Here is a 24990-nt window from a genome sequence, read left to right on the forward strand (position 1 = left end):
ATGTATTCGTATGGAACTTCGCCAGACGATTCAATTATCTGGCTGGGTAGGTGAGGCAAAGCAGTGTCATCTGTGACTAAGATGGCCAGAAATCTGCCGGAGTTCCGGAAAGCAAAACCAGCCCTAAGGCTGGTTCTCCTGAATTCAGCCGCTCCGTGTTCGAACGGCCTGACCGTGGAAGATAGCGTATCGTCAGGTACAATGACCGATATAAGGTATCAGATAGAGTGGGTGATGATTTCCCGCTGTAAACCTGAACCCGAGGCGATACTGACGGTGTTTTGCTGCAGCGAGATGACCACGTTACGCATCAGGTTCTTTTCCGCGTGCAGGTCGATCACGTGAACGCTGATGAACGCCGGTGCCCGTGAGCGGGTTTTCAGGTAGCTCAGTGACGTCAGGGGCGGGTTTGCCGGGCCCAGCAACTGGTGGAGCTCTGCCTTCGGATCACTGCAGGCGCAGTGGATCTGGATTTTTTTCCCCATCAGGGTGCGGAACGGCACCGCAAGCGTCCGCCCCATTGGACTGACGAAGCATTCGCTGAAGTAAAACATCGGATCGCTATCATCATAGTCACACTGGGGCAGGTGGCTCCCGGTGGTCACCAGCCGTTCGCCGTCAATGTGCAGGATGTTATCCAGCTGGCGGCGGTGCGGGTTGGTTACGCGGGTGATATCCACCACCATGTGTTCATAGACGACCACCTTGCGGTGATAAACAATATCCCGGTAGGCGTGGGTGTTCCACTCTATGTGGGTCAGGCTGGGCACATCGGCCGGGGTGGCACGCCAGTCTACCTCGACCGTCACTTCGGCGTATTTTTCCGTCTCCGTAAAGCTCAGTGTCTGTGGACTGGCGGGCGGCTGGTTGGACTCCTCTGCGCACAGGACGTTATGGGTGAGCGTGTTTTTGTAGTAGCTGTAGTGCATCTGTGCCCCGTAACCGGTGGTGCCCATGTCAGGAAGAATGGCCATGTTCTGGTCGTAAATAATGAGCCCGGGCTTATCGTAGTGATCGTGCTCGCCACCGTAGGGGGTGTGCTTGACGACCACCGCCCGGCTCTGATCGGGATTGCGGAAGATAGTGATGCCGTTATCCGGGTCGTGATAGTTGCCCGTCTCCCGGACCGGCTCCGTGATGCGCAGCCGCGGATCGCCGTACAGGAACGCACCCAGGCTGGTCCGGGGCTCCTTGTCATAGATGATGGAGAGCATGCGCGCATAGTTGTCTTCCCCGTAGCAGGCGTAGGCAAACTCATAAAGATCAGGATAGGTCACCGTATCTTTCATCGGGATGCAGTCATTGAATGTGGGCTCTGTGTCGTCCGGCATCAGCAGCTTAATGGGCAGGTCGAGCATTTTCCTGTAGTACGGCTGGCCCATCAGGCTGTAGTCCTGATAGGCATAGCGGATCATGCGCTCAAATTCGAAGAACCCCTGCAGGGCATAATGGTGATAGTGCAGGGACCCTTCAAACCACAGGCCGCCTTTGAGAACCCCGCCCCTGAGCTGGTCGTGCAGACCCCAGACGGCAGTGACGCCGATATGCAGGTAGCGGGGGTCATCCAGCACCGCGCCGGTCATGGCCAGCGCACTGTTGATCCGCACTTCATGGTTATGCAGCTGCTTCCAGCGTTTACTGATGAGAAATTCGGCGCAGGCCCGGAGTAAATCACGCTCGATGGTGGTGCGTTCTGCCGGGGCCAGTGCGTCATAAATGAGATCGTAGCCCTTCACAAACTCTGACAGACACAGGGCCTCACAGAGCGTCTGGGCATTCATTTTCCCGGGGCCGTTATAGGGGATCCCACCGTGTTCGGCATAGCCGGGGTAGTAGCGCGCGTACGCCATGAGGATATCCCGCACCCGCGTGAAGTAGACCTTCTCCCCGGTCAGCATCCAGGCGATACCCAGCTGATAACAGGCCCGGGCGTTCAGGTCGTTGAGTTTTCGCCACCAGGCTCCCCGGTACGGTTCCCCCGTCAGCGCTTCGTTATCGACCGGGCAGTAGTGGTAGACCTCCGGCGAGAGCCGGTCCCAGATAAGCGGGACGCCATGTTTCGGGCAGTAGTAGAAGAGCTCCCAGCTGGCACATCCTGTTTCGGGGACCAGAACGGGGTGGTTAAGCACGACCTCATTGTCCTTGCGTATTTTTTTGAGAATACGGGGATCGTCGAGGCTGGCCTGTTTCAGGCGCTGGATATCGGATGGACTGAACTGTTTCATGATGCTTTCTCCTGGTGGGGTCAGAGACCCGGGTTAAGGGCGGTGTCACGGACGGGATCTGCACGGGGAATGCTGAGCAGCGTCCAGAGCAGGGCGGCCGCGATAAGATCGAGGAAGCCCAGCACGTCGAAGACCAGGCTGTAGCCGATACTGGCCACAGCGATACCGATTAGCAGCGTCCCGATAAATCCCCCCACGCCGCCGACCAGCCCGGCAAACCCGGTGACGGTGCCCACCTCATCCTCGTTAAAGAATTCCGCCGACATACTGATCACCGTGATGGAGGCACACTGGTGGGCGAACCCGGCGACGCAGAAGAGGGTGATGGCCATCCCGGTGGTGGTGACAAAGTTGAGCAGCGGGATGAGCATCATCAGGCAGGCCGCCAGGGTGAAGGTGATGCGTTTGGCATTAATAAGGGCGATCCCGCGCCGGTTAAGCCACTGGGCAAACAGGCCTGCAAAAAGACAGCCTGCGTCGGCGGTGAGGAACGGCAGCCAGGCGAAGAGCGCAATGTGTTTCAGATCCAGATGGCGGACGGTCACCAGATAGAGGGGCATCCAGAAGCCCAGTGCGGCCCAGGTGGGGTCCGCAAACAGGCGGGGAAGGGAAATAGCCCAGAGGTTACGCCGGGGCAACAGCGATTTCAGCGAGACGCGGCGCGTGACCCTGGCGTGCGTCGCTTCGCGGCCAATCAGAGCGAGCTCCTGTGCTGTTATGAGGGCATGCTTTTCCGGGGCGCGGTAGGCAGTCAGCCAGATCACGGACCAGACAATCCCGAAGACGCTCGCCACGACGAAGGCGATGCGCCAGTTGTAATGGATGATGGACCAGGCGACCACGGGCGGCGCGAGCATGGCCCCGGCTGAGGTGCCGATGCTGTAGATCCCACAGGCCAGCCCGCGCTCCCGGGGTGGGAACCACTGGGCGGAGACTTTCATCCCGGCAGGATTGAAGGTGGACTCGGTGAGGCCAATGCCCATCCGGAGTATCATCATGGGGAGCCAGGAGCTGAAAAAACCGGTCAGCGCGTTAAACACGGACCAGAGGATGGCCATCATAGCGAAGACCCAGCGTACGCCGAACCGGTCCATGATATAGCCGGCACAGACCCCGCCCACCGGGTAAGCAAGGTTAAAGGCGGCGGTGATCCAGGCGTACTGTTGTTCGGTGAAGCCGATGTCCTTCAGCATGGTCGGAGCAGCGATACCGAGGGTATTGCGGGACAGGTAGTTAGTGATGGTGCCCATCATAACCAGGACAATAATGTACCATCGTAGATTCTTAATTTTCATTTCCAGGGCATCCTTTTCTATCCGTTAATGCGTTAGCTTTGGTGTCCTGCCTGAATCACGCGTGAGCGAAGCCGTTGCCCGTATGCGAAATAAAGGCCGGAGACGAAATCAGGTAGTACTGTCAGTCAGGTTATGTGTGGGTTCAGATACCTCCTCGTGCATCGGTATTGTTCAATTTCAGGCAACAGTTATCCCCACCCGGTAAGGGTGTGATGAGTCGTTCACTATTATTCTTTCGGCCTGGTACGGTGAACCCGTGAGCCGTCAGCGCCCTCTAGGGGGCTTATCCCCTGTGGTCGGCTATCCGCACATCGCCCTCCTCATCAGCCCTGCGTCAGGTAAACAGTCCGGTGGCACTGAGCCAGCCGATGAAGACGGCCAGCGGTCCCGTCAACTGGCGGGAGAGTAAAAAAGCAGGTACCCCGGCGGCGATAGTCGCCCGGTTGGCTCCCTGAATAGCCAGCCCTACGGGAATGAAATCGCATCCGACCTGCACGTTGATGGCGAACAGGGCGGGCAGAGCCAGGGCGGGAGGCAGAGTCCCGGCCCCGATCTGCGTTCCTATAATCACGCCAGCCACCTGCGTGAAGGCAGCCCCCGGCCCGAGCAGCGGGGACAGGAACGGGAAGCTGCAGATGGCCGAGAGCAGCAGAAGTCCCCAGACTGAGCCCACGAGTGGGGTCAGCAGGTGTTCCATGGCAGCCCCCAGGGTTGAGTTTTCAGCGAGTGCCATCAGCAGGGCGATCAGGGCCATACAGGGCAGGATGTCGCGCAGTGATACCTGAATAGCCTCCCGTGCTGCATCGCGTAACAGGGGAAGCACTTCCCCTGCCCACAGGGCCAGACGAACCTCCCCGGCGGCAAGGCACTTAATCCCGCGTGGCGCGCGGGGCGAATGGCGGATCGCTGGCCCGGACTCCCGTATAGGCGATGAGACCGGATCGGGCACGGTGTGTATGTCCGCCCGGGCAACTTCGGAGAGGGTCACCCCGGAGACATAGGTGGCATCGGTGATGAAGTTTGCGAGATGGCCGTTGTAGCGACCCGGCCGGACGTTGATCACCGGAATGTGCTTCTGAGGGTAAAGGCCGCAGAGCAGGGAGCTCGTGTCATCGAGCACCACGCAGAGCAGCCGTTCGTCGGGGGGCAGGGTGGAATAGCCGTTGACCAGCTCGGACTCGGTCAGGGCCGCCAGTTCGATGGCGACGGGATGAAAATCCCCGCCTGTAAGGCACAGGATAACCCGGCCGCTGCGCAATGGAAGCCAGAAGCCAGTGCCGCTGCCCCCGGGGCCGGGGGTGATGTGGATCAACTCCATGGATAACCCTCCTCGATGATGAACGCGCTACACCGATCGGCAAGCTCTGACATCGGATCGCCCGGATGCTCGATCCCGTCGTGGAGAGACACATGTGCATGGTCGAAGAACATGACCAGGATGCCGTTTCCGGATAGAGACCCACGCGCCAGTGAGCGGCAGTCTTTCACATGGGTTCCTGGCTTGCAGATGAGGGTGTGGTAGCGTTGCATCAGCGTTTCCCTCGTGAGGTGATCCGCAGAAAGATCCACTCTGTGACCATGCCCCGGATAAGGCTGATCAGCACGGTAGTCAGGAGATAGCGCAGGGCCAACTGGGTCACGGGCAGGCCATGGATCCGAAGTCCGGCCGTAATGCTTAACCAGGCGACCAGTTCAGGGGTCACCACCCCCGGGAAGGCGGTGGACAGGGGATGGGCGAGGGTGGTGAGCGCATCCTCGAAACCAGGCTTACTTTTCTCCGGCAACACGAACCCGAGGGCCAGTGCCCCTGGAGCCCGGAGCAGCAACCAGCCAATGACTGGCAGGAGCCCGTAGGTGAGCACCCTGGAACGGCCACAAAGCCGGGCGAAGGCCTCCGTTTGCGCGGTACCTACGAGGCGCAGGGTCACGGTGAGCAGGATCCGCATGAACAGAAATACGGGCAGTATGGTGACGGCCAGCGTGAGAAAATGGCTGCTGGCGCTCTGGATAAAGGTAAGGATGCCGTCGTTCAGGCTAAGCAGTTCCATGTCCTGTCCTCTGTCTGGAGAAAAAAACGTTGCCCTGGCAAACCGACCAGGAGGAGCCAGCATGGCTGATACAACAGTCAGGGACCCCGGACACAGTGGCGGTACAGACTCAAGCACCTGCTTAGTTTTTTCAGGGCGAGCGCAGGCGTGGCATTTCAGCCCTATTTATGCGATCCTCAGAAATTAGATTTGCAAAGCCATTGCTTGCAAAACATACGGTTAGCCTATCGCAAGATCCTGTGAATTTAAAGGTATTTATTTAGCGATTTGTTGTGATTTGTGTATGTTCATTTAATTCAATAAGTTGAAAGTCGCTGGCGCAAAAATGTCTAAACCAGAAAAAGATCTACTCGAGGATATGAATGCTTTCGAATTCGGCCGGAGGCTGACTGATGCTATGTCTGCGACAGATGACACGGTTAGCTCACTTGTTGTCAAAACAGGTATACCTAACTCGACTATCAGGAGTTATCTGAAGGGAGACTCAGTTCCTGGGATTTTACAGCTTAAAAAATTAGCTTCTGGGATGGGCATTAAAGCGGGATGGCTATTGGGCGACGAGGATGGCCAACCCGCATTGCGATCGGATGCTGATGCGCTTGAAAAAGATCTCGAGTTACTTAACAGTATGTTCAGATATATGACGCCAGGACAGAGAGCCAGAATCTTAAAGCGTGTGCTTAACAGTATTTCTGGCCAACTGGATAAGGATTTTGACGGAAGTAGGTAAGGGGAGTAGTACAGTTGTTATCGAGGAAATCATGAGCTTGATTATCCGTTAAGTGACAGACGTCCAGTTAAAGTAATCCCCCAAAAACAGAGAGCTTATTTAAGCTCAATGAGCCTTCTTTGCCATCCGCCCCATGACCTCGCCCAGTCAGTACGCCCCACGGTGTTGGGCGATGTCATGGGGCGATAGCCAGGTCGCGCTGCGGCAAAGTGCTGTAAAGCTGTGCTTCCCGGCACAACATCCCGAACGCCTGTCAATGCGGGCTGGACGCCCTTATTTCCAGTCTCGCAGGGGTAATGCCGCGTCTGGACGCCGCGCCAAAACCCCAGGGTCAAAAGCGGCACACCGTCACGCGCTACGCGCGACCAACCCCTTTAAGACGCGCGTTTCGCCTGTTTTTTCTCGCAAGCTCCAAAAAAACGGGAACGCTGCTTTAAAGGGGTTGGTCGCGCAACGCTACCGGCTTTTGGCCGGAGACTTAGCGGCGACGGTGTGCGGGGCTAGCCCCCCAAATAAACCGACGCGTGGGCGCGTCTTTTTGCTCGCTGGGGCGGCAAAATTTATTCGGCTCCCCCCGGCCTGCTCGGTTCCCCCGGGGTGAACGCTCGCAGGTGGGTTCGGGCGACGCAAATTAGCCATTTCTTCGAAATGGAATTTACTCACCTCACGCCACTTTTTAATTTCTGCTGTTCGCATCTATTAAAAAGCCATACAAGCGCAACCTGTCATATCGATTGTCCCTGAAACACGGGTAATGACGATGGTGAATAATCCCGCTGTTTTATCAGGGCTCAGTGCTCGCTCTGTTGCTTGCACAGAAGCGGCTTATTCCTTTGGTGCATAAGTCTGGCTCAGGCAACCTTAATCGATTTCTCAAAGCGATAAGCCGGGATGAATTGATGCTGACAGGCATCAAGATAATCCGACCACCATTGCATCATCTGAGTCCGTTCGTCGAGGTGTTCTGCTTTGTGAATATACGCGGCGCGAACGTGATTACGCTCCTGATGGCTCATCTGCCGCTCCACAGCATCTTTTGACCAGCGACCTGATTCAATCAACGCGCTACACGCTATCGTACGGAATCCATGTCCGCAGATGTCCACCTGTGTGTCGTAACCCATCGTGCGCAGCGCCTTGTTGATGGTGTTCTCACTCATTGGCTTACGGGCATCGTGATCGCCAGGAAAGAGTAAATCTCCGTTGCCGGATAACAGTTTTAGCTGCTTCAGTACCGTTACTGCCTGTTTTGAGAGCGGCACAAGATGCGGCGTTTTCATTTTTGCACCGCGTTCTGAGTAACGCACACCTGTGATGGGTTCCCGATTTGCAGGAAGTGTCCACATCGCATTATCAAGGTCGATCTCCGGCCAGCGGGCAAAACGGAATTCACTTGAGCGAATAAAAATCAGCAAATTAAGCTGTACCGCTAGCTTTGTCAGCAGTCTGCCTGAATAGCTGTCTATTCTTTCCAGTAGTTCAGGTAATTTTTCCAGCGGCAGGGCAGGGTAATGGTTTTTTAGTGGCGGGGTGATGGCGCCGCAGAGGTCATTGGCCGGGTTGCTTGTAATCAATCCTTCCTGTACGGCGTAACGCATGATGACCGTCGTACGTTGCTGTATTCGTGCTGCGGTTTCCAGACAACCTTTTTTCTCTGCTATCCGTAGCGGGATCAGCAGATCGGCAGTTTTCAGGTCAGTCACAAGGGTATTGCCGATGAGCGGGAAAATGTGCAGCTCCAGTGACCGCAGGACTCTGGTGGCGTGTGCCTCACTCCAGCGAATGTTCGCGGCTACCCACTGACGGGAGACGGTCTCGAAGGTATTGCCGTTTTTTCTCGTCTGCTTGTCCCGCTGTTTCTTTACACCGGGATCGGCACCTGTACTCAGTATCGTACGGGCTTCCTGGCGAAGTTTACGGGCTGTTGCCAGCGAGACAGTCGGGTAAGCGCCAAACGCCAGTTTTTTCTCTTTTCCGCCAAAGCGGTACTTAAGATGCCAGAGTTTGGAACCGTTGGGTTTAATCAGCAGGTATAAACCTTGCGCATCACTGAGTTTGTAAGGTTTTTCGAGAGGTTTAGCGTGGCGGGTGGCGGTATCAGTCAGAGGCATGGTGGGGGCTCCGTAGTTTATCGAACCGACAGGCCCCCAATTAAGCCCCCAAAAACTACGGATGTCAAAAAATCTGGCAGTACCTTTCGGTACTCCAGATTTTCATCAAATTACTGATTTTTCTATGTTCCCGGACGTATAGGAACGTCCCAAAACTAAAATAGTGGTGCCCGGACTCGGAATCGAACCAAGGACACGGGGATTTTCAATCCCCTGCTCTACCGACTGAGCTATCCGGGCAACGGGGCGCATTAAACCGTATTGGCGTTAAATCGTCAATGAGTTTCTCATATATTGGCGTTCGGTTGCTCTCTTTTCACGCAAAAATAGCTAAAAATCGGTTGGCGTGGTTATTTTTGTCGCAAAATTCAAAGTTTCATCTACTTGATTTATCGATTTTTTATTTTTTAGCACGTTAGATAACAATAGCTTAGATATTCACTAAATATGCATTTTTATTGAATTCTAAGGGTTGAATCACCTTCGGAAACATGTAATTATTGCGCAAATTTAGCGTTACTATTCATTCCTCTAGTCCATATTATTTCGAGAATTTAAGCAGGAGGCGGTTATGACAGTTTTACACTATTCAATGCATATCAAGCGCTTCTGGTGTCATTTCCTCAGTGCTATTTCTGCTAAGTCTCTTATCCCCTCCATGCGGTAAGGCTATCTGTTGCTCACTATTAGGCATTATTAAAAATAGAGCCAATTCTCTGATTTTACTGATGTCTATTGGTTGATGCTGAAACCAATTCACTCATTAATTCTGGCTTTTCTTTTGCCCCGAGAAAGTGCGCGTTAAAGAGATCAATTTGCCGGCATCACATAAATTTTCCAATATTGTGTGATGTCATCTATATGCCAAAGTGGCAGCCTCATACCTGACCGTTTGAGAGTAAGTGATATGACACAGTTAAAAATTGCAACAAGTGCTCGTTTGGCTTCTTATGTAGAAAGTCAGCGAGGGATGGTATACCTCAATCAGACCGATTTTACTGACGTTGCCGCCGTGGTTATGTCGGTTGAAGATGCGAATGCCGGTCTATTGGCAAAACTGAATGATTTAGGCTTTGCTATTCCTACTTTTGTTGCTGTCACCGCAGAACAGACAGTATCTGCGGATTTTTTGCCCCTGATTAAAGGTGTCATCACTCTCGGCGAAGCCAATAAAGCTTTTTACAATGCACAGGTAGAAGCCGCTGCTAGTGAATATCAAAAGAATCTATTACCGCCTTTTTTCTCAACATTGAAAAAATATGTTGAGATGCAAAATTCGACTTTTGCATGCCCGGGGCACCAAGGCGGTGAGTTTTTCCGTAAACATCCGGCCGGTCGTCAATTTTTTGAATTCTATGGCGAGACTATTTTCCGTTCAGATATGTGCAACGCCGATGTCAAATTGGGTGATTTGCTGATTCATGAAGGGGCAGCGAAAGAGGCACAAAAATATGCAGCGAAGGTCTTCAATGCGGATAAAACCTATTTTGTTCTGAATGGAACTTCATCGGCCAACAAAGTTGTCACCAACGCCTTATTAACCCGCGGTGATTTGGTATTGTTCGATCGTAATAACCATAAATCCAACCATCATGGTGCGCTGATTCAAGCTGGCGCAACCCCTGTCTATCTAGAAACAGCCCGCAATCCGTTTGGTTTTATTGGTGGGATTGATGCTCATTGTTTTGATGAGCGTTATTTGCGTCAACAGTTGCGAGAAGTTGCACCTGAACGTGCAGATGATGTTCGACCATTTCGGCTGGCTATCATCCAATTAGGCACCTATGACGGTACGGTATATAACGCCCGTCAGGTGGTTGATAGTATTGGTCATTTATGTGACTACATTTTGTTTGATTCTGCATGGGTAGGTTACGAGCAATTTATTCCTATGATGAAGGATTTCTCGCCACTACTATTGGAATTGAATGAAAATGATCCTGGGATTATTGTGACTCAGTCAGTGCATAAGCAGCAGGCTGGTTTTTCACAGACCTCACAGGTACACAAAAAAGATAATCACATTAAAGGGCAAAAACGTCACTGTAACCATAAGCGCTTTAATAATGCGTTTATGTTGCATGCGTCGACCAGTCCATTTTATCCATTATTTGCGGCACTGGATGTTAATGCCAAAATACATTCCGGTGACAGTGGACGCCGCATGTGGATGGACTGCGTAAAATTGGGTATCGAGACTCGGAAGTTATTATTAGAGCGCTGTTCAATGTTACGGCCATTTATTCCACCGCTCGTGGATGGTCAGAATTGGCAAGACTACGATACTGAGATTATTGCTAATGATGCTCGTTTCTTTAATTTTGTACCTAATGAGCGTTGGCACGGATTTGAAGGGTATAACCAAGATCAGTATTTGGTCGATCCTTGTAAGTTGTTGCTGACGACGCCGGGCATCGATGCCAGCAGTGGCCAATATACTGAGTTTGGCGTGCCGGCGGCAATATTGGCGACCTTCTTGCGTGAGAATGGTATTGTGCCGGAAAAATGCGATCTTAATTCGATCCTGTTCCTACTGACTCCGGCAGAAAATCCAGCCAAAATGACTCATCTGGTTGATATGTTAGTGCAATTTGAGCGCTATCTTGAGCAAGACGCACTGTTGTGTGATGTATTGCCAACAATATATCGGAAGAATGAAGAGCGTTATCGTGGCTATACCCTGCGTCAGTTATGCCAAGAAATGCATGACTTATATGTCAGCTATGATGTTAAGCAATTACAAAAGGATATGTTCCGCAAAGCCAGCTTCCCGAAAATTGTCATGAACCCGCAGGATGCCAATATCCAGTTTGTCCGCGACAATATTGAATTAATTCCTATTGCTGAAGCGGAAGGGCGCATTGCTGCCGAAGGAGCATTGCCTTATCCACCAGGAGTGCTGTGTGTGGTGCCAGGTGAAGTATGGGGCGGGGCGGTGCAACGATACTTTCTGGCGTTGGAAGAAGGCATAAACTTATTACCGGGCTTCTCTCCTGAATTACAGGGCGTTTATATCGAAAAAGGCGATGTGGAGTGGCGTCGTATCTTTGGTTATGTCATTACTCAGTGATCCGAGTTCTGAATTAATGAGAAGCAGCCGATGAAAGTGGTCGGCTGCCTAAAAATGAATCGATTATTATAATTTAAGCAAAATGTTAGGCTGGTTAGTAGCCGAAATAGCGCGCTAACAAAACAGTGCCGGAAACCAGCAATAATATATTTATTAGGCGGATGAGTTGGTCGCGGTTGATCCCCAAACTGATTTTATTAGCAATAATCAATCCGATTAACATCCCCGGCGCCAGCAGTAGCACCATCCATAAAATCGAAAGGTCCATATAGACCCCTGCCAGAGCAAATAAAATGACTCTAGTTAATGTGCTTAGACCAATAAGTGTTGTTTGAGTAATCCGTAGATTATCTTTACTGGCAATCCGCCCAGATAAATAAATGGCATAGATAAACCCACCACTGCCAAATAATGCACTGAAAATACCACCAACTAAACCGAAAGGAATGGCAGCAATTGGCTTGAATTGCCCTTGGGGTTTGCGCCGACTCAGTGCGTAAATTGCATACAGGATGACAAATATACCCAATGCTAAGAGCAAAATATCGGGCCGGGTACGTAGTAATACTGTTGCACCAATCAGACTTCCTATAATCATCAAGGGCACCAGCCGCTTAAGTTCAGCCATCTCCGCATGGCGACTATGGCGTGCCACATTGGTAATTGCGGCAAACATATCGACAATTGCCAGCAATGGGACAATTTTAGCCACGGGAATAAATAGTGCTAACACCGGGCTAGCAATCAATGCAGAGCCAAATCCAGTGAGGCCAAAAATAGTATAGGCGATGACCATGGTAGAGAAGATGGCCGCCATTTCAAAAACGGTAAGTCCAAAGTCCATTTATTCAGTCTGCCAGAGATTGGGAGATAATGAGCGTTACTATAAGAGTTTTATTGAGAATGGCTGTTATTTAAATGAGCTAATAACAAAAAATGGCACAGTGAACTGTGCCATTTTAATTTTGCTCATCCAATGCTAATAAATCTAGTGGCGACGGTAACTCTTCTGTGCACTGTTCACTTTCACCAAATAACGGCGAGATTCACCGGATGGGTGTTTAGTGGTGAGTGTCTGGAAGACATCTCCTGGCGCCATATTATTAATAATATTTACTGCCTGATTTTTATCATTGGAGAAGACCCGCAATACGCTACCTGCTCCACCATTATAAGACGTAATAACGGCATAACGCCGTGAGGTCGCATTTTGAATGCCGCCTAAATAGGTGTTTTGCAAGATAGCCAGATACGCCGTGCCAGCATCGATATTATTTGCAGGATCAAACAGATAGCTGCGGCTTGGTTGGCCACTTTTACCTTTGAGTTTAAAGACATCTCGCCCGGCAGTATGCTGAACAACCTGCATCAGACCCAGTGCATCCGAGCCACTTACAGCATATGGGTTGAAGCTTGATTCTGTTTGCATAATTGCCAGAATTAATGACTCTTCCACGCCATATCTTTCGGCAGATTGACGAACCAATGGTAGATATTTGTGAGCACGTTTATCCAAATGGTTCGGCACTAATTGCAACGTAACCGACCAGATAACATGCAAACCAGATGTGCGTTTTTGCATTTTGGTTTGCAATAAATAATCGGCAAAATGCGCTGCGCGCCATTCCCAACGAATGGGTTGGCCGTTGTTATCCAGTACCTGTCCGTAAAGGAACGGTTCTTTACTGATCTGGATATCGTTAGCATCAGAATAGAGGTCGATTGAGCCGGGGTCATCGCCCATCAATAATGTGGTAATAATTGCCTGACGTAAGTGAGCTGCCGGATCGGTCGTGGCAATGGTTTCAACTGTAATCGTACCGGCATCAAAGTTGATATGACTGCGGGTTTGATATTGGTCCGTATACTTAACGTAATCCTTTGGACCCGCAATTAAGACTTCTTTTAATCCCCAAATATTCTCAATGTTATGGGCAAATTGGCCCATTAAAATCTCAAAACCGTTAGTGTCTTTGATAAAGGCTTCGTTTTCTGCCTGATTTTTATTGCCTGAGCAAGACACTAATAAGGGTGCGATTACCAGCAAAGCTAAAATTTTCTTCATCTTACAAGCCATATATTGATGAAAAATATCCCCGCTATACTTCAAGTCGCCAGCCTTCCTGCGATTTGAATTATTTAGGGGATAACAGTGGGGTCAATAGATCCCAAGTGGTTACTGACTTGGAGGTGTGTAACCTTCAATATGAACATCCTGCCCTTCGAACAAGAAATTAACCATCTCTTGTTCTAGCAATTTACGGTCTTCGACATTCATCATGCTGAGTTTTTTCTCATTAATCAGCATGGTTTGTTTCGCTATCCATTGTGACCAAGCTTCTTTTGAGATTTCGTTATAAATACGTTTGCCAATCTCACCCGGATACAACTGAAAATCTTGCCCTTCAGCATCCTTCTTTAAAAACGTGCAAAAAATCGTTCTGCTCATGCTAAATCCTCTCCAAATAAAGCTGTTTGGGTAGATGGTTGGGTGTGCCCGTTGATTACTTTGCTAGCTGCTGTTTTGCTAATTGATGTAATAAACGCTCAACTGGGGCGGCCAATCCTACCGACTGTGGCTGTGCTAAGTTATACCAGAGACCCGCGCCATCATCCATGCATCCACGGTTTGATGCAGTATCCAACCACATGGGGACAATATCCAAATGGAAGTGACTGAAGGTGTGACGAAAAGCGGTTAGCTGCTGCAAACTGTCTGACGCGATACCCCGTTGCTGTATCCAATTATTCAGTTCTTCTTGTTCCGCAAATTGCGGAAAACAAAATAGCCCACCCCATAACCCTACGGGCGGGCGCTGTTCCAGCCATACTTGAGCATCATTTTGCAGCAAAAGAAAATAGGCTGTTTTCTCTGGTATCGTCTGCTTGGGCTTTTTCCCAGGATAGCGCGCCCAGCTATGATTGGCATAAGCAACACAGCCAGTATTCAAGGGACAAAGTTCGCATTTAGGTTTCGAACGGGTACAGACAATCGCGCCTAAATCCATCATCGCCTGATTAAATTGGCCCACACCTTTGGCGGGAGTGACATCTTCACTGATTTGCCACAAGCGGCTTTCGACCTCTTTTTTACCGGGCCACCCTTCAACGGCATAGCAACGTGCTAATACTCGCTTCACATTGCCGTCTAAAATAGGAAAATGTTGCCCCAAAGAGAGCGATAAAATCGCTCCAGCGGTAGAGCGGCCAATTCCGGGGAGCGCAAGTATTTCGTCAAACGTAGTCGGGAATTCCCCCTGATGGCGTTCAACCACGGTTTGGGCTGCTTTATGCAGGTTTCTGGCACGAGCGTAGTAGCCTAATCCCGTCCATAAATGCAAAACTTCATCCAGCGGTGCGGCGGCCAGAGCACGAATATCAGGGAAATGCTGCATAAAACGCTGGAAATAGGGAATGACTGTCGCAACCTGTGTTTGTTGCAACATCACTTCTGATAGCCAGACTTGGTAAGGCGTTTTATCCAACTGCCATGGCAGTGTTTTGCGACCAAAGCGTTGGTACCACTCCAGTACCACGTGCGCGAATTGTTGCGCTTGCATCATAAGCAGGTATCGATATCCGGCAGATAAATAAATGAGGGCTGGATTGCAGCATAGAGTTTAGTGGCTGTAAACCGGAACTTTCCGCCTTTCCCCTTTGTATTTGGCACCACAGCGGTGTTAGCGGCGCTCACTCGCCCGAATCACTTACCTCAGTAAGCTCATCGGGACTCATTCGTTTGCTGCCTTGCTGTGATACCAACTACTTCGGGGAATTTTTGTATTTGGCACCACAGCGGTGTTAGCGGCGCTCACTCGCCCGAATCACTTACCTCAGTAAGCTCATCGGCGCTCACTCGCCTGAATCGCTAATATTAGGGATATATAGGATATTTACAGCTTAATTTTGTACTTATGACGTCCATAGTTGATAAACTGGCGTATCTTTGCATAATGCGCGTTCACATCCGCAACCAACAGACAGAAAGCACCATGATAAATGACGTCATATCCCCGGAATTTGATGAAAATGGCCGTGCCATGCGGCGTATTCGTAGTTTTGTTCGCCGTCAGGGGCGCCTGACCAAGGGCCAACAACAGGCGCTCGATAACTACTGGCCGGTGATGGGCGTAGAATATCAGGCGACCCCTGTTGATTTAACTGCATTATTTGGCCGTGAAGCGCCGGTTGTATTAGAGATCGGATTTGGTATGGGAACTTCGCTGGTGGCTATGGCCGCCAATAATCCACAGCAGAACTTTCTGGGAATAGAAGTTCACTCTCCAGGTGTCGGCGCTTGTCTTGGCTCGGCCCATGAAGCGGGGCTGAGTAACTTGAGAGTGATGTGCCATGATGCGGTCGAAGTGTTGGAAAATATGATCCCGGATGCATCGTTGGACATGGTTCAGCTGTTTTTCCCTGACCCATGGCACAAAGCACGCCATAATAAACGTCGTATCGTTCAGGCTCCTTTTGTCGAATTAGTAAAAAGTAAATTAAAAGTGGGTGGCGTGTTCCATATGGCGACCGACTGGCAGCATTATGCGGAACATATGTTGGAGGTGATGTCAGGTGCGAACGGATACCGCAACCTGTCTGAACAGAATGATTATGTTCCTCGTCCGGACTCACGTCCGCTGACAAAATTTGAATTACGTGGCCAGCGTCTGGGACATGGCGTTTGGGATCTGATGTTTGAGAGGAAAGAATAATGGCTAAGAATCGTAGTCGTCGTTTACGCAAAAAGATGCATATCGATGAGTTTCAGGAGTTAGGTTTTTCTGTGCAGTGGACCTTCCCTGAAGGGACCAGTGTTGAAGTGATTGATAAAACTGTCGATGATTTTATCGATGAAGTTATTGAAGCAAACGGTCTGGCATTTGATGGCAGTGGCTATATGCAGTGGGAAGGTCTGATTTGTCTGCAAGAGATCGGCCATTGTACCGATGAACACCGTGAGTTGGTGACCAAATGGCTGGAAGCCCGCAAAATGAAAAATGTAGAAACCACTGAGCTATTTGATATTTGGTGGGATTGATCTTCCGTTATGACGGCAGATAATGAATAAGGGCGCCTAAGCAGGCGCCTTTGTTTTTATCAGGCGCAGTTAGCGAAAGCAGTTACTGGCAATTTATTGGGAGCATCGCTGTGGCAACAGATTTAGATAATGCCTTGTTGGCGGATATCTTGCAGCAAGTTCGGCCGTTGATTGGTCAGGGAAAAGTGGCTGATTATATTCCCGCTTTGGCTGAGGTTTCCCCGGGCAAGCTGGGTATTGCGGTCTGCACGCTGGATGGCACCCTATTTCAGGCTGGAGATGCTGATGAACGCTTCTCTATTCAGTCGATTTCGAAAGTATTAAGTCTGACTTTGGCTTTATCTCGTTATCCTGAGCAAGATGTGTGGCAACGGGTGGGCAAAGAACCCTCCGGCCAACCTTTTAACTCTTTGGTTCAGTTAGAATTAGAAAAGGGTAAACCGCGCAATCCTTTTATTAATCCAGGGGCGCTAGTGGTATGCGATATGCTGCAAAGCCGCCTAAGTGCTCCGAAGCAGCGGATGTTGGAAGTGGTGCGCCAACTCGTTAATGACGATAGCATCAGTTACGATTCTCGTGTGGCTCGATCGGAATTTGAACATTCCGATCGTAATGCTGCCATCGCCTATCTGATGAAGTCTTTTGGCAATTTCAACAATGATGTGCTGACGGTGCTTCAAACCTATTTCCACTACTGTGCTATACGCATGAGCTGTGTCGAGCTGGCTCGCTGTTTTGTCTATCTGGCGAATCAGGGGCGCAGTATTGGTGAGCATGAATCATTGATTACACCAATGCAGGCGCGACAAATCAATGCGCTGATGATTACCAGTGGCATGTATGATGGGGCGGGTGAGTTTGCCTTCCGTGTGGGTATGCCCGGCAAGTCCGGTGTCGGTGGTGGGATTATTGCCATCGTGCCCGATGAGTTGTGTATTGCGGTTTGGTCACCGGAACTAGACCGTGCAGGGAACTCTCTTGCCGGAACGGCTGCCTTAGAACTATTGGCGCAGCGGATTGGCCGCTCCATTTTTTAGGACTGCTCCCCTACGTCGGGTGGGGACTAGTACGTTATAACTAGCGATAAAGCCATAGGAATATTGTATGGCACAGTTTCTTAGGAGTCTTATGTTACCTAAAATGAAAGTATGGCGAACTGTGGGTCTGGCGGTATTAATGTTCACCGCTTGGCAGGCGCAAGCTGACTATCAATGCAGCGTAAAACCGCAGGATGATGTGATTATCAGCCCGCAATCCGTACAGGTGGTTGGGGCCAGTGGTAATTTACAGATTTCGCCTGACGGTGATGTTATCCGCAATGGCAAGACATTAACGTTGACCGATGTGCAGCGCCAACAAGCTTTTCGCTATCAGACTGCATTGCGTAAAGATTTACCTTGGATAGATCAGGGCGCTCAACAGCATCTCGAAAAAGCGCGGGTTTCGCTGGATAAAGTGATTGTTCAGCAGTTGGGGAGCAACAGTAATGTGCGCAACCGGCTGACCACCTTGAATGACCAGCTCAAGCAACAAATGAGCCGCATTATTGAAAAACGCAGTGATGGCTTAACCTTCCACCATCAGGCCATTGATCAAGTAGAAAAAGATGGCCGTCAGTTGGTACAGCAAAGTATGGGGGGGGTATTGCAAGATAGCTTGAATGAGATGGGTGTCAAGCAAGCTACCAGTGGCAGTGGGGGAAATAATCCATTGCAGGCCATTATGGGTAATTTGGGTGGGCTACAGCAGGCTATCCAAAACGAATGGAACAATCAGGAACAGGACTTCCAGCAGTTCGGACACGAAGTGTGTGGGCGCGTGACGGCACTGGAGCAGCAGCGGAAGGATTTACTCAAATCTCTTAATTGATAGAGTAAGCAGGCTCGGGCCGAAAATACCGCCTGAGCCTGCTTTTATCCATCAGACTTACAAAAACAGCTCTAACAGCGAGTTAAGGAATAACTTACCTTTCTCGGTAATCTGCCAGTACTCCTCTGTCTCAATTAAGTATTCTTTTGCTAATGCGGCGTCTAACTGTGGGCGAATGGTGCTTTCGGGCAACCCGGTAAAATGGGTAAAATCTGCACGCGGTGCGGCCTCCAGCAAGCGGAAACGGTTCATAAAGAACTCAAAAGGCCGATCCGCAGCCTCTACTTCGTATTGCTTATCCAGATAGTTACCCTGCATAAAACCACGGGGATGCTTGGTTTTTATCGTGCGTAAAATACGCCCGTCGCTGAAGGTGACTTTGCCGTGCGCACCACAGCCAATCCCCAGATAATCACCAAAGCGCCAGTAGTTAAGATTGTGCTGACATTGGTAACCCGGTTTAGCATAGGCAGAAGTTTCATATTGCTGATAGCCAGCGGCGCTAAGTAACTGATGCCCTTGTTGGAAAATATCCCACAGCGCGTCGTCATCCGGCAGTGTCGGTGGGCGCGAACTGAAACCGGTGTTTGGCTCAATAGTGAGCTGATACCAAGACAGATGAGGAGGGTTCAATGCGATGGCTTGGCGCAAATCGTCCAGCGCTTCCTCCAGCGATTGATCCGGCAAGCCGTGCATCAAGTCCAGATTAAAACTGCGCAGGTTCAATGAGGTTGCCAGTTCTGCGGCGCGTTTCGCTTCATTTGGCCCGTGTATCCGCCCCAAACGCGTTAACTTCTGGGCACTAAAACTTTGCACACCAATAGAGATGCGATTGATACCGGCGCGTTGATAGCCACTAAAGCGATCTGCTTCAACCGCCCCGGGATTGGCTTCCATGGTAATTTCAGCGTCAACAGCAACAGATAATCTGGCACGAACACCATCAAGCAACTGCTGCATGGCTTCAGCACTGAGTAAACTGGGGGTGCCTCCACCAATAAAAATAGTGCTGATTTCACGGTCACCGACCAATGGCACGTCGGCATCCAAGTCCGCTAGCACGTGCTCTACATATTCCTGATGGGGCACATCGCCTTTTAGTGCATGGGAATTAAAGTCACAGTAAGGGCACTTTTGCACACACCAAGGGATGTGAATGTAGAGACTCAGCGGTGGTAATTTAAGCATTGCGCAGAGCATCCAACATCAGTTTTAGGGCCTGACCACGATGCGAAACCGCATGCTTCTCTTCGCGGGTTAATTCCGCAGCGGTCTTACCTAATTCGGGGACATAGAAAATAGGATCATAGCCAAATCCAGCCGTACCGGCAGGCTGATGAGCAATCTCACCTGGCCATTGGCCGTGAAACACCAATGGGGTTGGATCTTCAGCATGGCGCATATAGACCAGCACGCAGTGGAATTGTGCTCCGCGCTGCCCATCTGGAATATCTTTTAATGCAACAAGTAGCTTCTCAAGATTCTCTTGATCACTGGCATCAGGGCCGGCATAGCGAGCAGAGTAGATCCCCGGCGCACCGCCTAAAGCATCAACAGCCAAACCTGAGTCATCGGCGATAGCGGGTAAACCGGTGGTCAGTGCCGCGTGACGCGCTTTTAATATGGCGTTCTCGATAAAGGTTAAGCCTGTCTCTTCGGCAGACTCGACACCCAGCTCGGTTTGCGCGACAACATCCAAACCAAAATCGGCCAGCAAGTTTGCCAGTTCACGCACTTTGCCGGGGTTACCGGTAGCTAATACTACTTTTTGCATGGAAGGGTCCTGAATTTCATTTGGGCTGACTGTCAGCCGCCCAATTCTAGCGGAAAGTCTCTGCTATTCGAGCAGTGCCGCAACTTCTGACGGGATCTGTTGCGGGTTAACGATTTTGATCTGTTTATGCCGCCCCAATTCACCTTTTTCGATAATCACTTGGCTTTTCGCAACTTTGAACTGTTTCGCGATAAATTTAACCAAATGGGCATTAGCCTGACCATCAACAGGTGGGGCGGTAATGGCGACTTTGAGTTCATCGCCATGTAAACCGACTATCTGATCACGGCTGGCTTTCGGCTGAATATATAGCCTGAGCATCAGCCCGTCCAGCAAGGGGGTGACTACACTCACAGCACGAACCAAAGCTCGCCTAGCAAATCCATACCTAAATAATTGATCAGATACAGGATAAGGATGACCACCATCGCGGAGAAATCGATACCGCCCATAGCAGGTAAAATACGACGAATCGGTGCCATTAATGGTTCAGTTAACTGATACAGCAGGTAGTCCATCGGGCTGCGGCCCTGACTGACCCAGCTCATTAATGCTCGAATAATCATTACCCAGAAAATCAGATAACCGGCTGCTTTCACCAGCGAAATCACACCGAACAGCAGATTGTACAGGCTAACTGACATTGAGCCGCTCTGAATTAGTACCAGCAGCGGGTATTTAATGGTCATCAACAGGAATGCCAGCAGCAACGAGGCACTGTCGATAGGCCCCAGAGAGGGGATGATCCGGCGCAATGGGCCAACAATTGGCTGGGTTATTTTCACTACAAATTGCGAGAATGGGTTGTAAAAATCGCTGTGAACCCACTGCATCCAGATGCGCAACAGCAGTACCATCACATATAGGTCAATGACCGTTTTGGCCAGAAAAGTCAGCGTTAGCATGAGTTGCCTTAGTCCTTAATATTGGAATATACGTACAAACGGAAATGTACTCGCATACTTATAGACCCCTATCTTAACGAGAAAGTGACAGGGGCAGTGTCGGATTTTGTAAATTTTTACTGCCGCTAGAACAACTTTTCCATCTCTTTTGCGCGTGCGATGGCTGCTTGCATCGCGCTGGCAACAGTTTCTGTTAAATGTTGTTCATTAAATACCCGTATTGCCTCCGCCGTGGTTCCTCCTTTAGAAGTGACCTGTTCGCGTAATGTCGCAAGAGGCAATTGCGGGTTGGCTTCCACCAGTGCGGTGGCGCCTGAAGCGGCCTGTTGTACCAGCAGGCGGGCGGTTTCACTGTCAAAACCTAGCCGTTCAGTTTCTTGCTGCATGGCTTCCATAAACAGGAAGAAATAAGCAGGTGCACTGCCTGCGGCAGCAATCACGCTATTGATGCCACTTTCATCATTCACCCAGCAGACTTTTCCGACCGAACTCATCAGTGAAGCTGTAAAATCACGGTCGGCAGTAGACACCTGTTCTGGTGCATAAAGACCGCTCATCCCTTTGCCTACCAGCGATGGAGTATTTGGCATAATACGTACCAGATTGAGTTTTTTATTCCCCAATAACGCATAGAAACGTTCAACTTGCACACCAGCGGCAATGGAGAGCACCAGTTTACCGGTGAAATCGATATTTTCTTGCAATGGCTGACATACCGTCGCCATTAATTGAGGCTTGACCGCCAAAACCACCACCTCGGCTTTTTGTGCTGCGGCGATATTATCATCAGTGCTGATAACACCAAATTCAGCGGCCAAAGCATCGCGATTTTTACCTGAAGGTGCGCAAACGCTGATCATTTGGGCAGGGTAACCACCGGCAATCAAACCTGCGATAATTGCGCGTGCCATATTGCCCGCGCCAATGAATGTAATATTGCGATGCTGCATTGAGTCAGTTCTCCTTTACCCGTCGTACTTGAAGCCGCTGTGGCGTTAGCGCCTCAACCGTGGCCCGATGATATCGAATGTTTACGCGCGAGAGCCAAATATGGCGGTGCCAATACGCACTAACGTGCTACCCGCCGCAATGGCGGCTGCCATGTCATCTGTCATCCCCATGGAAAGCGTATCCATCTGAGGGTAGCTGGCTTTTAAAGTCAAGAATGCCTGATTCATTTGCTCAAATACGGCCAGTTGGCGTTGATAATCTGTTTCTGGCGCAGGAATGGCCATCAGCCCACGTAAATGTAGGTTAGGTAAATCGCTAATACTGGCCGCTAATGCAGGTAATTCTGCCAAGGTAATACCGGATTTACTTTGCTCATCGCTGATATTGACTTGAATCAGTATGTTCAACGCGGGCATCTCGCCCGGGCGTTGGGCACTGAGTCGTTGTGCAATTTTGAGCCTGTCGACGGTATGGCACCAAGCAAAATTTTCTGCCACTAATTTGCTTTTATTGGATTGCAGTGGGCCGATAAAGTGCCATTCAAGATTAGCTGCATGGGGGCTATCAGCAAAATAGTGGATTTTATCCACCCCTTCCTGCACATAGTTTTCGCCAAAGGCATATTGCCCAGCGGCGATGGCTTCTTCGATAGCGGTCACAGGCTTAGTTTTACTGACCGCAAGTAATGTCACTTCTTCTGGAGAACGTGCGCAATTGCGTGCAGCGGTTGCGATTCTCGCTCTGACATCCTGTAGATTTCGCTCAATTGTACTCATATGGCCCCAGGAGTTTGATATGGATTTCACTGAACAGGATTTCGAAAATAAGGTGGCGGCTAGTGTAAATCATAATGCATCGGATCTGCACCTTTGTACCGGTTATCACCCAGTATTACGCATAGCGGGAGAATTGAAGACCTTGGCGCATTGGCCACAAATCAGTGCTTCATGGCTCAATGGGCTTAGTCGGCATTTGCTGAGTGAGGCGCAGCAACATCAGTTACTGCACATGGGGCAGGTAGATTGTGCTTACACCACGTCCATAGGCCAACGGTTGCGGGCGAATATTTTTCAGCAACGGCAAGGGGTGTCGGTAGCTTTTCGTTTAATTTCAGCCAATTGTCCGGTATTGGAGGAATTAGATGCCCCGCAGATTATTAATCAACTTATTGAACAAGAGAATGGTTTGATTCTGGTTACTGGTGCCACAGGCAGTGGCAAATCCACTACATTGAACGCGATGGTTAATGCCATGAATCAGCAGCAAGCACGTCACATTATCACGTTGGAGGATCCGATCGAGTTTATCCATAACAGTAAATTATGTTTGATCCAGCAGCGGGAGTTAGGCTGTCATACCCATTCTTTTAGCAGTGCTTTAAGTGGGGCGCTACGGCAGGATCCAGATATTATTTTGCTAGGGGAATTACGGGATCAAGAAACGATTAGGTTGGCGCTGACCGCGGCTGAAACCGGGCATCTGGTATTGGCAACATTGCATACCCGTACGGCAACTCAGGCGGTGGATCGGTTAGTGGATGTTTTTCCTGCTGTAGAGAAAATGGTCATTCAGGCGCAGTTAGCCGCCAGTTTACGCGGGGTTATCGCGCAAAAGTTGTGCTCGAAAGTGGGGGGAGGGCGAATTGCTATATTTGAAGTGCTGACACAAACAACCGCAGCCAGCCATTTGATTCGTGAAGGTAAAACCTACCAATTACCTACGGTGATACAAGCTGGTGGGCAATGGGGAATGCAAACTTTTGAGCAGAGCATTGTGCAGCGGCAAAAGCAGGGGATGCTGGGTAACCGTAAAAGATCACCCGAATTAGAAGATTCAGGTGATCTTTAAGAAAATTATGCTGCTGGGATCTGTTGGGTAATACAGTGAATATTACCCCCGCCCAATAGGATCTCACGGGCAGGGACACCGACAATCGCATAATCGGGGAACATCTGCTGCAATAGATCCTGCGCAAGCCCATCTGTACGGCTATCGAGCAGTGGATAAATAATCTGCTGATTACTGATCAGAAAGTTGACATAAGATCCTGCCAACCGCTCACCGGCGGTACGGGGTACTGCATCACTGGACAATACATCGAATGTTTCGGCTTCAGTGTTATACAGCGGCCCAGGGGCTGGTAGCTTCCAGATCTTCAGCTTACGGCCTTGGGCATCGACGGCATTGGATAACACCTCAAAAGCAGCCACTGAACGTGCGTATTGAGGATCTTGCTGATCGTCAGTCCAATGCAGTGCAACTTCTCCTGGACGTACAAAGCAGCACATATTATCGATGTGACCATCAGTCTCATCGTTATACACGCCGTCCTGTAACCAGATGAAATGCGTGACACCAAGATATTCACGCAACAACTGTTCAATTTGCGCCTGATTCAAATGCGGATTGCGGTTGGGGTTCAGTAAACATTCAGCGGTGGTGAGTAAGGTGCCTTCACCATCAGTATGAATGGAGCCACCTTCGAGCACCAATGGGGCGCTGTAATGAGCATTATTTAGATAGTCACTGACTTGAACGGCAACTTTTTCATCTTGCTGCCAGTCACTATACAAGCCGCCGTTAAGACCACCCCAAGCATTAAATTGCCAGTCAACTGCGCGGCGCTCGCCAGCACCATTAATGACCATGGTTGGCCCGGTATCACGCATCCAGGCATCATCACTGGCCATTTCTACCAGTGTGACACTGGCAGGTAGAGTGGCTTTTGCCTGTGCCATAAACTCAGCGGGCACGCCCATAAAAACAGGAGTTGTGCGGCTGATGGCTTGCGCAACTTTAGCAAATGTTTGCTGTGCAGGAATGCCTTTGCCGCGCCAGTTATCTTGACGATATGGCCATAACATCCAGACGGCATCCTGCTTGGCCCATTCTGCAGGCATAAAGAAACCATCCTGCAATGGAGTACCCGACAATGCGGATGAACCTTGTAAAATCTTGTCCTGTGCAGACATAA

The 24990-nt window shown here is 50.2% G+C and carries 25 protein-coding genes and 1 tRNA gene; 7 read left to right on the forward strand and 19 right to left on the reverse strand.

The window, feature by feature from the left end; genetic code table 11:
- Nucleotides 1-218 precede the first annotated feature (218 nt).
- From ACIOG0_RS03670 to ACIOG0_RS03690, 5 genes are all read right to left on the reverse strand, one after another.
- On the reverse strand, nucleotides 219-2225 hold the full coding sequence (locus tag ACIOG0_RS03670; RefSeq protein WP_145581863.1) for a heparinase II/III family protein: 2007 nt from the start codon (nucleotides 2223-2225) through the stop codon (nucleotides 219-221).
- A gap of 20 nt (nucleotides 2226-2245) precedes the next feature.
- Nucleotides 2246-3520, reverse strand: a complete 1275-nt coding sequence (locus ACIOG0_RS03675; protein ID WP_128451601.1) for an MFS transporter — start codon at nucleotides 3518-3520, stop codon at nucleotides 2246-2248.
- Between the two features lie 334 nt (nucleotides 3521-3854).
- Nucleotides 3855-4838 carry a PTS glucitol/sorbitol transporter subunit IIB gene (locus tag ACIOG0_RS03680; RefSeq protein ID WP_128451600.1) on the reverse strand — a complete coding sequence of 328 codons (984 nt, stop codon included), beginning with the start codon at nucleotides 4836-4838 and terminating at the stop codon, nucleotides 3855-3857.
- Complete coding sequence (locus tag ACIOG0_RS03685) at nucleotides 4829-5050, reverse strand: hypothetical protein (protein WP_128451599.1); 222 nt, start codon at nucleotides 5048-5050, stop codon at nucleotides 4829-4831. Before ACIOG0_RS03685 ends, ACIOG0_RS03680 begins: the two co-directional genes overlap by 10 nt.
- Entirely contained in the window at nucleotides 5050-5568 is a 519-nt protein-coding gene (locus ACIOG0_RS03690; protein WP_128451598.1) for a PTS glucitol/sorbitol transporter subunit IIC, read from the reverse strand. Before ACIOG0_RS03690 ends, ACIOG0_RS03685 begins: the two co-directional genes overlap by 1 nt.
- 325 nt (nucleotides 5569-5893) lie before the next feature.
- Between ACIOG0_RS03690 and ACIOG0_RS03695 the strand changes: the two genes are divergently transcribed.
- Nucleotides 5894-6298: a helix-turn-helix transcriptional regulator gene (locus ACIOG0_RS03695; RefSeq protein WP_128451597.1), complete on the forward strand. Its 405-nt coding sequence runs from the start codon at nucleotides 5894-5896 to the stop codon at nucleotides 6296-6298.
- 456 nt (nucleotides 6299-6754) lie between these two features.
- Here ACIOG0_RS03695 and ACIOG0_RS03700 read toward each other — a convergent pair whose 3' ends face one another.
- The 3 genes from ACIOG0_RS03700 to ACIOG0_RS03710 all read right to left on the reverse strand — a co-directional run bounded on the left by ACIOG0_RS03700 (nucleotide 6755) and on the right by ACIOG0_RS03710 (nucleotide 8649).
- Nucleotides 6755-6994 (reverse strand): hypothetical protein, encoded by a 240-nt coding sequence (locus ACIOG0_RS03700; protein WP_235895315.1) that lies wholly within the window; start codon nucleotides 6992-6994, stop codon nucleotides 6755-6757.
- Nucleotides 6995-7149: 155 nt separating this feature from the next.
- Nucleotides 7150-8409 carry a phage integrase central domain-containing protein gene (locus tag ACIOG0_RS03705; RefSeq protein ID WP_128451596.1) on the reverse strand — a complete coding sequence of 420 codons (1260 nt, stop codon included), beginning with the start codon at nucleotides 8407-8409 and terminating at the stop codon, nucleotides 7150-7152.
- A gap of 164 nt (nucleotides 8410-8573) precedes the next feature.
- Nucleotides 8574-8649, reverse strand: a tRNA-Phe gene (locus ACIOG0_RS03710).
- A gap of 667 nt (nucleotides 8650-9316) precedes the next feature.
- Here ACIOG0_RS03710 and speF point away from each other — a divergent pair.
- Nucleotides 9317-11479 carry an ornithine decarboxylase SpeF gene (gene speF, locus ACIOG0_RS03715; protein ID WP_050140233.1) on the forward strand — a complete coding sequence of 721 codons (2163 nt, stop codon included), beginning with the start codon at nucleotides 9317-9319 and terminating at the stop codon, nucleotides 11477-11479.
- Nucleotides 11480-11573: 94 nt separating this feature from the next.
- Here speF and ACIOG0_RS03720 read toward each other — a convergent pair whose 3' ends face one another.
- From ACIOG0_RS03720 to mutY, 4 genes are all read right to left on the reverse strand, one after another.
- Complete coding sequence (locus ACIOG0_RS03720) at nucleotides 11574-12323, reverse strand: sulfite exporter TauE/SafE family protein (protein ID WP_050097954.1); 750 nt, start codon at nucleotides 12321-12323, stop codon at nucleotides 11574-11576.
- Between the two features lie 144 nt (nucleotides 12324-12467).
- The gene (gene mltC, locus ACIOG0_RS03725; protein ID WP_050097955.1) at nucleotides 12468-13544 is read right to left on the reverse strand and encodes a membrane-bound lytic murein transglycosylase MltC; all 1077 of its coding nucleotides are present in this window, start codon (nucleotides 13542-13544) and stop codon (nucleotides 12468-12470) included.
- A 111-nt stretch (nucleotides 13545-13655) separates the two neighbouring features.
- Entirely contained in the window at nucleotides 13656-13928 is a 273-nt protein-coding gene (locus ACIOG0_RS03730) for an oxidative damage protection protein (protein ID WP_050097956.1), read from the reverse strand.
- Between the two features lie 55 nt (nucleotides 13929-13983).
- On the reverse strand, nucleotides 13984-15042 hold the full coding sequence (gene mutY, locus ACIOG0_RS03735; RefSeq protein WP_050097957.1) for an A/G-specific adenine glycosylase: 1059 nt from the start codon (nucleotides 15040-15042) through the stop codon (nucleotides 13984-13986).
- Nucleotides 15043-15471: 429 nt separating this feature from the next.
- On the opposite strand from mutY, the gene trmB reads away from it, so the two are divergent.
- The 4 genes from trmB to ACIOG0_RS03755 all read left to right on the forward strand — a co-directional run bounded on the left by trmB (nucleotide 15472) and on the right by ACIOG0_RS03755 (nucleotide 18386).
- On the forward strand, nucleotides 15472-16191 hold the full coding sequence (trmB, locus tag ACIOG0_RS03740) for a tRNA (guanosine(46)-N7)-methyltransferase TrmB (RefSeq protein ID WP_050098161.1): 720 nt from the start codon (nucleotides 15472-15474) through the stop codon (nucleotides 16189-16191).
- A complete protein-coding gene (locus ACIOG0_RS03745) occupies nucleotides 16191-16517 on the forward strand; it encodes a YggL family protein (protein ID WP_050097958.1) in 327 nt (108 codons plus the stop codon). The genes trmB and ACIOG0_RS03745 overlap by 1 nt, the downstream gene beginning before the upstream one ends.
- A gap of 110 nt (nucleotides 16518-16627) precedes the next feature.
- A complete protein-coding gene (gene glsB, locus ACIOG0_RS03750; protein ID WP_050098162.1) occupies nucleotides 16628-17554 on the forward strand; it encodes a glutaminase B in 927 nt (308 codons plus the stop codon).
- A gap of 91 nt (nucleotides 17555-17645) precedes the next feature.
- Complete coding sequence (locus ACIOG0_RS03755) at nucleotides 17646-18386, forward strand: DUF2884 domain-containing protein (protein WP_050097959.1); 741 nt, start codon at nucleotides 17646-17648, stop codon at nucleotides 18384-18386.
- A 57-nt stretch (nucleotides 18387-18443) separates the two neighbouring features.
- Here ACIOG0_RS03755 and hemW read toward each other — a convergent pair whose 3' ends face one another.
- From hemW to ACIOG0_RS03785, 6 genes are all read right to left on the reverse strand, one after another.
- The gene (gene hemW / locus ACIOG0_RS03760; protein ID WP_050140234.1) at nucleotides 18444-19574 is read right to left on the reverse strand and encodes a radical SAM family heme chaperone HemW; all 1131 of its coding nucleotides are present in this window, start codon (nucleotides 19572-19574) and stop codon (nucleotides 18444-18446) included.
- Nucleotides 19567-20160, reverse strand: coding sequence for an XTP/dITP diphosphatase (locus ACIOG0_RS03765; RefSeq protein WP_050097961.1), 594 nt, complete (start codon nucleotides 20158-20160; stop codon nucleotides 19567-19569). The genes hemW and ACIOG0_RS03765 overlap by 8 nt, the downstream gene beginning before the upstream one ends.
- A gap of 63 nt (nucleotides 20161-20223) precedes the next feature.
- A complete protein-coding gene (yggU, locus tag ACIOG0_RS03770; protein ID WP_050097962.1) occupies nucleotides 20224-20514 on the reverse strand; it encodes a DUF167 family protein YggU in 291 nt (96 codons plus the stop codon).
- On the reverse strand, nucleotides 20511-21065 hold the full coding sequence (locus tag ACIOG0_RS03775) for a YggT family protein (RefSeq protein WP_050097963.1): 555 nt from the start codon (nucleotides 21063-21065) through the stop codon (nucleotides 20511-20513). Before ACIOG0_RS03775 ends, yggU begins: the two co-directional genes overlap by 4 nt.
- Nucleotides 21066-21190: 125 nt before the next feature.
- On the reverse strand, nucleotides 21191-22015 hold the full coding sequence (gene proC, locus ACIOG0_RS03780) for a pyrroline-5-carboxylate reductase (protein ID WP_050140235.1): 825 nt from the start codon (nucleotides 22013-22015) through the stop codon (nucleotides 21191-21193).
- An 81-nt stretch (nucleotides 22016-22096) separates the two neighbouring features.
- Nucleotides 22097-22792, reverse strand: coding sequence for a YggS family pyridoxal phosphate-dependent enzyme (locus ACIOG0_RS03785; RefSeq protein WP_050097965.1), 696 nt, complete (start codon nucleotides 22790-22792; stop codon nucleotides 22097-22099).
- A 19-nt stretch (nucleotides 22793-22811) separates the two neighbouring features.
- On the opposite strand from ACIOG0_RS03785, the gene ACIOG0_RS03790 reads away from it, so the two are divergent.
- A complete protein-coding gene (locus ACIOG0_RS03790; RefSeq protein WP_128451594.1) occupies nucleotides 22812-23864 on the forward strand; it encodes a type IV pilus twitching motility protein PilT in 1053 nt (350 codons plus the stop codon).
- A gap of 5 nt (nucleotides 23865-23869) precedes the next feature.
- Here the strand turns inward: ACIOG0_RS03790 and aguA are convergent, their stop codons facing one another.
- Nucleotides 23870-24988, reverse strand: coding sequence for an agmatine deiminase (gene aguA, locus ACIOG0_RS03795; RefSeq protein ID WP_050097966.1), 1119 nt, complete (start codon nucleotides 24986-24988; stop codon nucleotides 23870-23872).
- Nucleotides 24989-24990 lie beyond the last annotated feature (2 nt).

Source organism: Yersinia vastinensis, assembly GCF_044905075.1.
Taxonomy (GTDB): domain Bacteria; phylum Pseudomonadota; class Gammaproteobacteria; order Enterobacterales; family Enterobacteriaceae; genus Yersinia; species Yersinia vastinensis.